Annotated in this window: 12 protein-coding genes; 8 read left to right on the top strand and 4 right to left on the bottom strand. The window is 38.2% G+C overall.

All coding sequences use genetic code 11. The annotated features are described in order from the left end of the window. The first annotated feature begins 91 nt into the window (after window positions 1–91). From RI196_RS09730 to RI196_RS09710, 5 genes are all read left to right on the top strand, one after another. Complete coding sequence (locus tag RI196_RS09730; protein ID WP_311066139.1) at window positions 92–1,237, top strand: AbrB family protein; 1,146 nt, start codon at window positions 92–94, stop codon at window positions 1,235–1,237. A gap of 92 nt (window positions 1,238–1,329) precedes the next feature. After that, a complete protein-coding gene (locus RI196_RS09725; protein WP_063387797.1) occupies window positions 1,330–1,608 on the top strand; it encodes a YciI family protein in 279 nt (92 codons plus the stop codon). Window positions 1,609–1,903: 295 nt separating this feature from the next. Then, window positions 1,904–2,860 carry an alpha/beta hydrolase gene (locus RI196_RS09720; protein WP_311066138.1) on the top strand — a complete coding sequence of 319 codons (957 nt, stop codon included), beginning with the start codon at window positions 1,904–1,906 and terminating at the stop codon, window positions 2,858–2,860. Beyond that, window positions 2,857–3,399, top strand: a complete 543-nt coding sequence (locus tag RI196_RS09715) for a helix-turn-helix domain-containing protein (RefSeq protein ID WP_311066137.1) — start codon at window positions 2,857–2,859, stop codon at window positions 3,397–3,399. The genes RI196_RS09720 and RI196_RS09715 overlap by 4 nt, the downstream gene beginning before the upstream one ends. 301 nt (window positions 3,400–3,700) lie before the next feature. Next, a complete protein-coding gene (locus tag RI196_RS09710) occupies window positions 3,701–4,948 on the top strand; it encodes a restriction endonuclease subunit S (RefSeq protein WP_066251614.1) in 1,248 nt (415 codons plus the stop codon). A gap of 53 nt (window positions 4,949–5,001) precedes the next feature. Here the strand turns inward: RI196_RS09710 and RI196_RS09705 are convergent, their stop codons facing one another. Next, the gene (locus RI196_RS09705; protein WP_063387802.1) at window positions 5,002–5,340 is read right to left on the bottom strand and encodes a helix-turn-helix domain-containing protein; all 339 of its coding nucleotides are present in this window, start codon (window positions 5,338–5,340) and stop codon (window positions 5,002–5,004) included. A 174-nt stretch (window positions 5,341–5,514) separates the two neighbouring features. Between RI196_RS09705 and RI196_RS09700 the strand changes: the two genes are divergently transcribed. From RI196_RS09700 to RI196_RS09690, 3 genes are all read left to right on the top strand, one after another. Then, window positions 5,515–6,237: an EAL domain-containing protein gene (locus RI196_RS09700; protein WP_082829624.1), complete on the top strand. Its 723-nt coding sequence runs from the start codon at window positions 5,515–5,517 to the stop codon at window positions 6,235–6,237. Between the two features lie 388 nt (window positions 6,238–6,625). Further along, window positions 6,626–8,374 carry a methyl-accepting chemotaxis protein gene (locus RI196_RS09695; RefSeq protein WP_311066136.1) on the top strand — a complete coding sequence of 583 codons (1,749 nt, stop codon included), beginning with the start codon at window positions 6,626–6,628 and terminating at the stop codon, window positions 8,372–8,374. Window positions 8,375–9,064: 690 nt separating this feature from the next. Next, entirely contained in the window at window positions 9,065–10,309 is a 1,245-nt protein-coding gene (locus tag RI196_RS09690; protein ID WP_144598028.1) for an HAD-IIA family hydrolase, read from the top strand. 553 nt (window positions 10,310–10,862) lie between these two features. On the opposite strand, the gene RI196_RS09685 is transcribed toward RI196_RS09690, so the two are convergent. Genes RI196_RS09685 through liaF form a run of 3 tightly spaced genes read right to left on the bottom strand, consistent with a single transcriptional unit; the run spans window position 10,863 to window position 13,265 of the window. Continuing rightward, window positions 10,863–11,495: a response regulator gene (locus tag RI196_RS09685; RefSeq protein ID WP_311066135.1), complete on the bottom strand. Its 633-nt coding sequence runs from the start codon at window positions 11,493–11,495 to the stop codon at window positions 10,863–10,865. Continuing rightward, window positions 11,488–12,534 carry a sensor histidine kinase gene (locus tag RI196_RS09680; RefSeq protein ID WP_063387806.1) on the bottom strand — a complete coding sequence of 349 codons (1,047 nt, stop codon included), beginning with the start codon at window positions 12,532–12,534 and terminating at the stop codon, window positions 11,488–11,490. The genes RI196_RS09685 and RI196_RS09680 overlap by 8 nt, the downstream gene beginning before the upstream one ends. Continuing rightward, a complete protein-coding gene (gene liaF / locus RI196_RS09675) occupies window positions 12,531–13,265 on the bottom strand; it encodes a cell wall-active antibiotics response protein LiaF (RefSeq protein WP_066251251.1) in 735 nt (244 codons plus the stop codon). Before liaF ends, RI196_RS09680 begins: the two co-directional genes overlap by 4 nt. Between the last annotated feature and the right edge of the window lie 58 nt (window positions 13,266–13,323).

Genomic DNA, 13,323 nt, shown 5'->3' with positions numbered 1-13,323 from the left:
TGATATTTTATTTATATCTAAAAAAAGTATACAATATGTTTGTAGCAAGTTCGAATGCCGCAAGATATTTTGTTTAGAAAGAAGGATTGAAATGATACGAACGAAAGGTTTCTTGCGCAATGTTTCGTTTATTTTATTCAGCAGTATTGGAGGATTGCTTTTATCTCTAACAGGCCTTTCCATCGGCTGGATGCTCGGAACATTGGTGATGGCAGGGGCTTTTTCATTTTGGAGCCATACCAATTCAACATCGTCCGATGACAAGTATGTTTTGCCCCGATTTTGGATGAATGCTGGGCAATTTATTTTGGCGATTGAATTAGGGCAAAAAATCAATTTGACAGTTATAGATATTTTTAGAGATCATTGGATGTCCATCATGACAATGCTTCTCTTGTCCATTGTTTTCTCGCTGCTGTCTGGACTCGTTTTGTGGAAGTTCAGTCATACAGATTTATTGACTAGTTTGTTCGGAACGGTGCCCGGGGGCTTGTCTGTTATACCAGGCATAGCAGAAGAAGTCGGGGGCAACATTGGTGTCGTCAGCATTATACAAACGATGCGGGTATTTTTAGTAGTGCTTGTGATCCCGTTTCTTGTTTCTTCATTTGCGGTCCATTCTGAGAAGCTTGAAGTTTCGAACAACCAATCAGCGTTCATTTTTCCTAGCTTGGAAATGGACGAAATGATTTGGACGGCAGTATTGGCACTAGGGGCATTGGCAGGGTATTACATTGGAAAGCGGCTGAAGTTCCCTGCACCTTGGCTCGTTGGCGGAATGCTTGGTGCTGCTAGTATTCAAGCAGCCGGCTCATCATTTGCAGGCCACAACTTGACTCCATGGTGGCCGAACATTTTGATCATAGCGGCGCAAGTTTTCATCGCTGCAAGCATCGGCTCGAAATTTCATAAAAAGATGTTTACAGGGCTAGGGAAAACAATGGCGGTTGCTTTATTCAGCACGATTGGTTTAATTCCTTCCTTGTTTATTTGCGCTTTTATTGTTTCAAAGCTGACTGGAATAACCTTTGTCACAGCAGTTCTTGCATTTGCGCCGGGCGGTATTACGGAGATGGCTACAACAGCCGCTGTACTTCATGAAGATTCAACATTTGTTGTGGTCGTTCAAGTACTGCGCATTGTGTTAGTATGCATCGCAGTACCTCCATTGATCAAACTGCTCCATCAAAGAAGATTGCGCAATAGAGCACATTCGCATGCAGCAAGAAATATTTGATTGACATTAGGAACTTAAGACATGAAGCTTTTCAAGACTGACAGCTTCAAGTAAAATGGTAAGCGATGAATCTAATAGAAAGAGTGGTTGAGATGAAATATTTTGTCGTATTATTGCCGATGAAAGATGAAGAAAAAAGCAAAGCGTTTCGGAATGATCACTTGAATTATTTAGAGCAGAAAGGAAAAGAAGGAAAAATATTTGCAAAAGGCAGATTTACCGACGGCACAGGCGGTATGGTGATTTATCGCGCCAGCTCTTTTGAAGAGGCCGAAAAGCTTGCGAAAGAAGATCCATATGTTGTGACTGGCGCTAGAGGGTATGAGATTCACGAATGGGAAATGGTCAGCGACGCAGTGCTCCCAAATTAAGATTTTGATAGGAAAGCCGTTGTAGAATGATAGAACATTTGAATCGGTGCTGTCCGTTAGTCTCTAAAATAAAGCCCTTAGAGAAAAAGAGCTGTTTTTCTCTAAGGGCTTTTGTATGTTTACGATTTTTCTCAAAAAAACAGTTCGCAGATGCCGGCTGCTTTCAATATGCTGTGGGCTGAAGGCACAATTCTGATAACATTTATATGCAAAAAACAATCATCAGAATTTTCTTGACTTATTTGTTATTATTATCGATAATGATAATAATAACATAAATAAAGGAGAAATTAACATGATTGAACAATTTATCAGCTTTCAAAGCTGCGGATATGAGTTAAAAGGAACGTTATCCGTGTTACAGAACAGCCAAAAAAAGCCGGCTATTCTCATTCTTTCCGGTTCTGGTCCGTTGAATCGCGACGGCAATGATGCAAAAGGAAAATTCCAGTTGAATATATATAAGCAATTGGCATCATTTCTTACTTCTTTAGGATTTATCGTGTTGCGATATGATAAAAGGGGAGTTGGTGAAAGCGGCGGCGATTATTTATCTGCAGGAATGTGGGATTTCGTCCGGGATGCAGCTAGCGCTGTACAATTTTTAAAACAACATCCGCTTGTTGATGAAAATCGGATCATTGCCTTGGGGCACAGTGAAGGAACAATATTGGCAGTTGCTTTAAACACCTTGGAGAAAATGGATGGGCTCATTCTTCTCTCAGGGGCAGGGGAGCGGCTGGAAGAAGCTTTAACGAGACAGAGAAAGCTTGTGTATGAAGCTTTAAACAATGTAACAGGTTTAAAAGGAAAAATGATCCGCATGTTTAACATCGAGCAAAAAAACGAAAAAAAGGCGAATGCCCTTTTTGAAAAAATCATGCAATCTGATCAAGATGTGATCAAAGTTGGTTTTCAAAAAATAAATGCTAAATGGTTTCGCGAGCATTTGCAATACGATGTGCTCGAAGATTTAAAAAAAATAGAATGCCCTGTTTTGGCCATTACCGGTGACAAGGACGTTCAAGCTGATCCGGAAAAGCTCAACCGCCTCCCCGCTATAGTGAAAGGGGAGTTGGAATATTATATGATTCAAAATATGGATCATTTATTGAAAAAACAAGAAGATGAGGTTAATATGTTGAAAATGAAAAAAAATTATATCAAAAATGCGGATCAACCGCTTCACGAAGAGCTTTGCGACCATTTGAAAAATTGGTTGAACAAACGGTACAATGAGGTGTTTTCATGATTGAATCAAAAGCTGCTTTAATCTTGCATCCGGTACGGATTCGGATCATTCAAACATTGATCGGAAAACGCTTGACTGTGCAGGAAATAATGGAGTTTCTGCCGGAAGTTCCGCAAGCATCCTTGTACAGACATTTAAAAAAACTTGAAGAAGCAAAGCTGATTGAAATCGTTGAGAAAAGAAAGATAAGGGGAACAATAGAAAAAGTTTATGCCTTGCCGGATGAAACGATTGGGCTCGAAGACAGCGATTTGCAGCATATAAGCAGAGATGAACATTTGAACATATTTATGAGATTTATCGCCAATATTTTAGCGGATTATGAGAGATATTTACGACAAGAACAAATCGATCTCCTAAAAGATGGGGTGGGATTTCGGCAGGTTCGCTTTTATGCAAGCGACGAAGAGTTTTTTCAATTTGCTCAAACTGTCAACCGGGCGATGAAAAAGCTAATGGGAAACCAGCCTGCTCCTAACCGAAAAAAAAGAATTTTTACATCTATCATCATGCCGGAAGCAGAAGAAAAATTAAAATAGTGCAGTCTTTTTTATCCGCTTTGATTGAAAATGAAAAGCTAATCAATATGGATCAAAACAGGAGGATTATGTTCTGAACGAGCTATAACTAGAAAAATTGGGGAAGCGATCTGATTGTTGCTTCGGAATTGTCATGGGGCTGTCCAGAAAGTCAAAATCCACTGAAAACGAAACATCATAAGCATTGATATATCAACATATCAACGTTTCTAAAACATTAAAGGGGCGTCTATAAGCCGGAAAATCGACTTATTAGACTGCCCCATAAAGTTTCAAAATTAATGCATGTGGAGGAATTTATGTGGCGAGCTGGAAGAAAGTTCGGCTTGGTGAGATTGTTCAAATAAATCCTGAATCATTAACGAAACAATTTCCCTTTCAAATGATCGATTACATCGATATTTCGTCTGTTGGAACAGGCGAACTGAGGGAGACATCGCAATATTTGATTCATGAAGCGCCCAGCAGAGCAAAAAGGCTGGTTCGAGCAGGCGATACAATTCTTTCGACCGTCCGTCCGAATCGAAGATCCTTTTTGTTTTTAAAAAATCCGAAAGAAAATCAAGTTGTATCGACCGGTTTTGCGGTTCTTCGGCCTACGGAGCATATTCATCCGAGGTATGTGTATTACCTTATTTCCAATCAATCTTTTACAGATTATTTAGTTTCTCAGGAACAGGGAGCTGCGTATCCGGCTGTCAGCATGGATTCTATTAAAAATGCGCTCGTATTGCTGCCGGACATGCGGACGCAAGAGAAGATTGCGGACATATTAGGAACAATTGATGATAAAATTGAACTGAATATCAAGATAAATAAAACGATCGATGAAACGATCATGACACTTTACAAATACTGGTTCATAGAGTTTGGGCCTTTTAAAGATAGAGGGTTCGAAATTTCTGAATTGGGAATGATTCCGAAAGGATGGAAGGCAGGAACATTAGGTGAAGTTATAGAATTACAAAATGGATATGCTTTTAAAAGCAAGGAATGGAAATGTGAAGGCATACCTGTAATAAAAATAAAAAATATTGTCCCGCCTTTCATCAACAAAGAAGATGCAGCATATGTAGATCCATCTTTATTCCATCGATTAGATCGTTTCAAAATTACACAAGGAGATCTGCTCATTGGGCTAACAGGCGCTGAAATCGGGAAATGCGGCATTTACTATTTTGAAGAACCCGCATTATTAAATCAACGTGTCGGCAAATTTTATTCTAGCGTGCACGAAATGAATACATTGCCATTTGTCTATGCCATAACTAAATTGCCGGATTTCCGCCAAAAAATTTTAGATCGGTCTACTGGATCTGCACAGCCGAATGTCAGCGCGGATGAGATAAAAAAAATGAAAATTGTGCTTCCGCCGGATGATATTTTAAAAAAATTTATACGTTTCACCAGCAATTATTATGCGATGATGATACAAAATGCCAATGAAAATGACCGGCTCAAAAAATTGCAAAACGCTTTGCTGCCCCGGCTTTTATCAGGGGAGATGGATGTATTAGATGCTGAAAAGCATGTTGCTAACATGCTGTAAAATGATAAATAAGTTCCAAAAGAGGGGGATTGTTCCCCCTTTTTGGAATACTGCTACTTATCTTTCCAGTTCAATAGGAGATCCAGCATGTTTAGTATGAATTTTTGATCTTCAACCGGCCTTGCCTGAAGTTTTGTAATAATTTGCGACAAAGTATAATCTGGTTTTTTTGAATTTGGTTGAATAGATTTAAATAATTCCTCTAAAGAAACCTCAAGCGCCGTTGCGATTTTGTTAATACTTTCCAATGTTGCGTTTTTTTCACCTCTTTCTAATTGTCCAATATAAGTAGCATGTAGATTTGCTATATCTGCTAATTCTTCTTGACTCCACCCTTTCTGCTTGCGAAAATTTCGGATTCTTTCTCCGATTATTTGCTGTATTTTAGTCATGAACCGTCACTCCTTGGGGATAATAGTGATTCCTTTTTACAATCTACTATGAGAGTTAAGCCCCCAAGAGACTATTGATATTAAAAGTATTAAAATATATACTAAAAATATGAAATATAACATTAGACATTATCCGAAATAGGTCTATAGATAGACGTCTAGGAGGTTCTTCCATTGGTTAAATGGGAAATTAGAAGGATAAAAGAAATTATAGATAACAAATCATTTTGTCATTTTTTTCAACCTATTTATGAATTAAAAGAATCAAAAATATATGGATACGAAGCTTTGCTTCGCTGCAAATATTTTTCCGATCCGGAAATTTTGTTTCAAATCGCCCGTGAATGCGGTTTTTTATATGAACTGGATACTTGCTCCATTCACAATGCAATAACATCGATGGGAGACCTGCAGCAAAAGCTGTTTATTAACGTATTTCCATCGACGATTGTTCATCATTCTTTTACCCAATTTATAAAAAAAATAAACCTTTTTTTTCAGTCGACCGAAAAAGTAGTTTTTGAAATAAATGAAAGTGAAAAAATCGAAAATATTGAATTGTTGAAAAAAAATATTCAATTTTTAAAAGATGAAGGGTATAAAGTTGCCGTTGATGATTTCGGAAAAGGTGAAATATCGTTAGAAACCATTGTCGATTTAAACCCGCATTATATTAAAGTCGATCGTTCTTTAGGCCAAAATTTATATAATTCGGGCAAAAATCAAGATGTTATTAAAAAGCTTTTATTTCTTTGCGAACGTACCAATATGAAACTAGTTTTAGAAGGAATTGAGAAAAAAGAAGATTTAGACATGGCTAAAGCATTGGGGGTTCATTACGCTCAAGGATATTTATTAGGCGAGCCGAAGCCGATGAGGGAAAATACAAAAAAATAATTGCTGCTTATTCATAGTAAATGAATTAGAAAAATAAATTTTATCGGATCGAACATATAGACTATTTTCAGATTATTTTTGCTTCATTGACGTAAAAGAACCGCACTAAATGAACGATAAAATTAATGAAAACGCTTAAATAAAGGATTATCGGTTCATTATATTTTTGACCATATACGTTCGATGTTAGCTAAAAAAATACATATTTGACAATAAATGATTAATTAACTAAAAAAAGTATGTTTAGAGGCCGATAATTAAAATGTCAAGCAACCAATTTCGGATTTGGGGAGTGAAAATGGATGGAAATGAGTTCGTAACGCTTTTCTAAGAGGAAAGAACTAAGTCTTTAAAAAAATTATGGCATAACAAAGGGGTAATGATTTTCATGAAAAAGAAATTTCAATTCACGATACGTATGAAGCTAATGACCATTTCATTTCTATTATTAACGATTCCGTTAGTCATTTTAGGCTTGTTAAGCTATCAGAAAACAACTTCCAGTTTAAACAAGCTGGGGGAAAAGAACTTAAAAAATAGCGTCGAAATGACCGTTGAGTTAATCGATGCGTTAAATAAAGAGGTTGAAAAGGGAACATTGTCTTTAGAAGAAGCGCAGGAACAGGTAAAAGTTGCGATATTGGGGGAAAAGAATGCTGACGGCAAACGGTCAATTAATAAAAATTTTGATTTAGGCGAAAACGGATACATGTATATTATCGATCAAAAAGGAACTCTTATTGCACATCCAGTTATAGAAGGCAGACAAGGCTGGAATGACGAAGATTCCAAAGGCGTAAAATTCAATCAAAAAATGATTAAAACCGGAAATGAAGGTGGCGGTTTAACTTATTACGAATGGGCTTTGCCTGACAACGAAAATCGAATTGAAAAAAAAGTCGCCTATTCAAAAACTGATCCTCATTGGGGATGGGTTGTATGTGCGGGCACGTATTTAATGGATTTCAATCAGCCGGCTAATGATCTTCTCGTTTTTTTAATGATTGTCATTGGCGCAACGATTGTGATTGGATTTTTCATCGTATGGCTGTTTTCAAACAGCATTTCCAAACCAATACACGCCGTATCTGAGCGCATGCATTTGCTGGCTAATGGAGATTTAACACAAGGTGAAATAAAAATCCGTTCGAAAGATGAAACACAAAATCTGGCACATGCCATAAATCAGCTGCAAAATAAACTGAAAGAAATGATTACAAACATTTCGAATGCTTCTGAAGTACTGACAAGCCACAGCGAGGAGATGACCCACTCTGCAAATGAAGTGAAGGCCGGATCAGAGCAGGTTTCAACCACCATGCAGGAATTGGCATCAGGCGCTGAAACGCAAGCAAGCAGCGCGAGCGACATGGCAGCAAAGATGGAGGTATTTGTCGAAAAAGTTCAAGATGCCAGCGAAAAAGGGGAGCATATTGAATCAGTCTCCAGAGAGGTGCTTGAAATTGCCGGCAAAGGAAATAAACTAATGATGTCTTCTACCGAACAAATGTCGAAAATTGACGAAATTTTTCAACAATCTGTTGATAAAGTGCTCGGTTTAAACGGACATTTGCAAAAAATTACAAAACTCGTATCAGTCATACAAGGAATTGCGGACCAAACGAATCTTCTAGCATTAAACGCAGCGATTGAAGCGGCAAGAGCAGGCGAAAACGGAAAAGGCTTTGCCGTAGTTGCAGATGAAGTAAGAAAGCTCGCTGAACAAGTTTCCGTCTCAATCTCAGACATAACAAGCATTGTCGACAATATCCAAAATGAATCAAAGAATGTAGTTGATGCTTTAAAGAGCGGCTATCAGGAGGTTGAACAAGGAACAGAGCAAATTAAAAATACAGGCGCAACATTTCAAACGATCAACAAAGCTGTTACGGACATGGTTCATCATATTCAAACAATTGCGAACAACTTGACGGAAATCGCTTCCAACAGCCGGGAAATGAACCGTTCCATCGAGGAAATAGCCTCGATCTCCGAGCAATCAGCAGCAGGTATTGAGCAAACCTCTGCGGCAGCCGAACAAACAAGCAGTTCTATGGAAGAAGTGGCGAACAGCTCCGAACAACTAGCGAAGCTAGCCGAAGAGCTGAATGAATTTGTACGGCAATTTAAGCTTTAGAAAATAGAAGAATGTGTTTGATTTTTTTGATATCAGAAGATGTATTTGGGTGGGGATAAATGTCCTCACCTTAAACTTTTGAGCGATACATAGACCAGCTCCCTGCAAAAAGGGGGATAAATGTTCAGTATTGCTGGCATTTAGAGGGGGAAGACAACTTGCATAAATGTCAGATCAAATACAGACCTTTCTTTATTAGAAAGGAGATCAGTCGTAAAAGCATACATTTGATTAGAGATTAGTTCTTAGTGTGCACGAATTGCACAGTCTTTTTGAAAAAACTTTTGTCTTATTGCTCAAATTCCCAATATTCCACATCACATTTTCTCCATTTAAACCGCCTTTTTGCTGCGTGAACGATAAATCTATTATAATCATATGTAGAAGTGGAAATAAAGAGAGAAGATTCTCCTCATACAAGCTCATGCAAACTTTCAAGCAAGGCAAATCGTTTTATTGAAACATCTTTTGGTTTGACAGCAAAAAAACTTCTAAAAGTTTTGCGCCAGTTTAAGAAATGGTTCATTGAGAGAACGATTGTTTTAACACGAGTTAGTTTTGAGGTACTTTAAATAAGTTCAAATCTTTTCGAGAAAACGATCACTTTAACTTAAATTAGCTTGCTGATGAGGAGTTTTTTTCAATCAGTTTGGTTCATGCGAAAATGGTTCACTAAGGAAGGATGATTTCATGATCATAGATGAATTTGACGTGTTTTTATTTGACCTAGACGGAGTGATTTACATAGGAGAAAATCCGCTTCCTGGGGCAGTTGAATCTTTGCGGCGCTTGCGTCAAGAAAAGAAAATGATTCGGTTTCTTACAAATGATCCTTGTACTACGAGAGAAAAAATTGCCGGACGGCTCAAGCGAATGGAGATTACAGCAAGTCCAGAGGAAATCATTACATCCGCTTGGTTGACAGCTCAATATTTGCGAAAACAAAATATTCGCAGTGCCTACGTGCTGGGGGACGATCATTTACAGCACGAGTGCAGTCAAGCAGGAGTAATGGTTGTAAAGGGTGAAGAGGAGGCAGAAGCCGTTGTTGTCGGCTGGAGCGGAAATGTATCTTTGTACGATATTCAGGAAGCGGTAAAACAAATACATAATGGTGCGAAGTTTATTGCAACGAATGCCGATATGAGTTTCCCTACTTCGAAAGGTCCTTTGCCTGCAACAGGAGCTGTTGCTGAAATGATACGAGCATCAACCGGGAAAAAACCGTACATTGTCGGCAAACCGAATCCATTTATGTTCCAGAAAGCGATTGAATCGATTTCGTCTAAAGCAAAAGTGGTTATGATCGGCGATAACCCGTTAACTGATATATTAGGTGCTCATCAAGCAGGGATTCAAGCGATTTTAATTTCCAACGGGAAGAATGCACCGTTTCCATCTCCCGGGGATTACCGCAATCCGGATGCGGTGATCGGAAATTTGCAGTCTTTATTTGATGATCGTGTCAAAATTAAACAATGGAATACGCGTGATTTTGCATGGCCGGAGCGGATCGAAGCAGGAGTGGCGGGAATTATTTTTAACGAACAGCAGCAAGTTCTCCTATTAAAACGGTCGGATAACGGACTATGGGGCATTCCATCAGGGCATGTAGAGCCGGGAGAAAAGGTGGAAGAAGCAATTATAAGAGAAATTTATGAAGAAACAGGTCTTGAAGTGGAGGTAACCCGGTTGATCGGCATTTACTCAGATCCGGATTCACAAATTTTTTTATACCCAAATGGCGAAATCAGCCACTTTATTACAACCTGCTTTGAGTGCAAAATCATTGGAGGGACGCTGCGTCAAAAAACAGATGAAACGCTTGATGCACGATTTTTCGCTCCAAACGATCTGCCGGAAAACCTTTTAACGATGCATCCGAGATGGCTGCAGGATGCATTGGAAAAAGAGCATGCTCCATATATACGATAAAAGTCGGAATACTGTTGGGGGAAAATTACGTCTTTTTCAAGTTTCGAGCAGAAGAACCTTATTATGTATCTCATTTTACACTGTTCCTAAACCTAGAAACAAAAGGCTTATTAAATGTTCTATCTGCAAGGAAACGCTGCTATTTTTCGGCAGCATAGATAGTCATGCTAGGACTTTTGTTCATCTATTGTTTTTTTAAGAGAAAACTAGTTTTTGGCGGAAAACGAATAGGAAGATTTCTGATTTCTTTTACCGATTTTATCGATTATTTCGATTTCCGCCATCGTTTCGCTTGAGATTTTTGAATTATTTTTAGCCGATTTTATCAAGCGTTAACATGTTTATTTTTGCTTTTGTCGACGAATATGCATTCATTTGGTAGATGAATAACATCGCTTACGTATGTGATCTTCTATTAGGTTGGGAAAACTAGCAATTTTTTTGTTTTAATTATATATGTAAAATGATAAATAAATTTCGAATGAAATTTCCTGTATTTGTGTTTCGGTGAAAAACCAATTCCACTTTCTCTTTTCTTCGCTTATTGTCAATTTTACTTGATTAGCGAATGCTTGAACGCATAAATGACGGCTTGGGTGCGGTCTTGAACGCCCAGCTTGCTTAAAATGTTGCTGACGTGAACTTTGACGGTTTTTAATGAAATGAACAACTCATCTGCAATTTCTTGATTTGATTTCCCTTGAGCCATTAAAAGCAGCACTTCCATTTCTCGGTTTGTTAATTCTTCATGAGGATGGCGGTTTTGTTTTTTATTCATTCTTGCCATCATTTTCGTTGTCACTTCAGGCTCTAAGACAGATTGTCCCTGATACGTTGAACGGATTGCATCGGCGATTTCTTCTGCTTTTGAAGTTTTTAACATATAGCTGACAGCACCGGCTTCAAGGGCAGGGTAGACTTTTTCATCATCGAGAAAGCTTGTGACAATAATGATTTTTGCCTCTGGCCATTGATGAAGTATTTCTTTTGTCGCTTCAATCCCGTCCATTTCCGGCATGACGAGGTCCATTAAAATAATATCAGGCTTTAATTGTAAAGCTAGTTCAATGCATTTTTTGCCATTATCAGCCTCGCCGACGATTTCTATGTCAGGCTGGGACGATAAAAAAGCCGAAACGCCGATTCTTACCATTTCATGATCATCAACTAGTAATACTTTAATCATTTTTATCACCTTCATCTGTTAACAACGGTACTTTTATTTCCAATCTAGTTCCTTCATGAGGGACACTGACAATTTGCAATGTTCCGCCGATTTCGGCTGCACGTTCATACATGTTTTGCAAACCATATGCTCCTGATTTTGCCGATTGAACGTCAAATCCTACACCATCGTCGACAATCCGTAAAATGGCCATATTTTTCCGTTTGATCAGCAATACTTCAAGTGTATTCGCTTTGGCGTGGCGAAGAGTGTTTGACACCGATTCTTGCAAAATGCGGAATAAATGGTCTTCAATCCCTTTATCTAGAGGAAATTGCTCTGTCTTCCATTGGATGTTCATCGGCACCTTTTGCCGCAGCTCTGTGAGCAGTTCTTCAATTCCAGTTTGCAAAGATTTACCTTTTAAAGGGACAGGCCGCAAATGCAAAAGAAGAGCGCGCATTTCAAGCTGGGACTGCTGAATAATTTCTTCAACTAAATGGATTTGTTTGCTCGTTCCTTCATCGATTTTTTCCTTGTTTCCTTTAACAGCAGAAATGAGCATCGAGGCCGCAAACAAGTTTTGACTGACAGAGTCATGCAGCTCGCGTGCCAGCCTTTGCCTTTCTTGTGAAATGATTTCTTCCAATCTTTTTTCTTGTTCTTTTGCGTTTTCACCTGCAAGTTTTTGCGTTAATTTCGTCTGTTCAATGAGATGATGCTGCACTTGGTCAATTCGAAGGTTGATTTCATCTAATTCTTTAATGTTTATATGTTCATTTTGTTCAACCGTTTCTCCTTTTGTTATTTTTTTTAGTTTGTCTTCAATCTTGTGTAGTTTATCTTTAAAAGGAAGTCCGAATAGAATGCCGAAAAGCAAGCCGATGGCGCTGCTGATTACGAACGTGAAGAGGATAAACGGAATATCAAGAATTTTTTGTTTCCATAGTAATGTCCAATTAGGAAACAGGAACGTAAGCAAAAGCGAAACAGTGAAAAATAAAAAAGTGACTACTGATGTTACTAAGCAGATAATAATTTGTCTTTGCAATACATTCATGTTCTTTTCACCTCTATTCTGCCAAAGGTTATAGAGGTGATGATTTTCACTTTTTGGGCAGATTCATGATAGTTTTTGGACTCATATCGAATTGTTTCGTTCCATACATTCGGTTCACTATAATCAAAAATGGAGTAGGAGCCGATGAAACCGGAATGGTGGACGGACACTTCCAGCTCGTAAGGAACAATTATTTCGATATTGCCGATAAGCTTTCGGATGACAATCACCGCTTCACCTTTCGGAAGAATCGTATAGTTTAAATCTATTACTGTATCGCCGATGCCTGTTTGAATGTTGACATCGTTCCATCTGTATATTTGTTCTTCGGTTCGCTGCGTTCCGAACAATCTGTTTTGAAAAAGAGGCGTTTTGGAAAATGTCTCTTCTTGCGAGAGGATTGGATCTGCTTCTTCAATTTTAGGAGACTTTTTAGCAGCTACCTGCTTGTTTTGAACATAGTGAAAAATAAAGTAAATGAAAACAGCAAATAGAAGCAGTCGGAATGTAAACATATTGAAAAAAGATAGAACGCCGCCGATTATTCCGATCCAAAATAACAATAATCCTGATTTTTTCGGCATTCTTTTTCTTCCAATATATACGCAAAAAATCATCATCATTAGGAAGAAAAGGGCCTCACCATTGAAAAATAAAAGCTCTGCGATGAATAAGATGATGCCAATGACGAAAATCCATTTTGTAAAATCTATTTTCGATTGATGAAACACGAGGCTCCTCTCCTTCCTATTAGTGTGAACATAAATATGGAAAGGCGTAGAGAACTAC

The sequence above is a fragment of the Aeribacillus composti genome, from assembly GCF_031760945.1.
Classification (GTDB): Bacteria; Bacillota; Bacilli; order Bacillales; family Aeribacillaceae; genus Aeribacillus; species Aeribacillus composti.
Note: the sequence above shows the minus strand (reverse complement) of the source record. Positions and strands in the feature narration are given on the sequence as shown.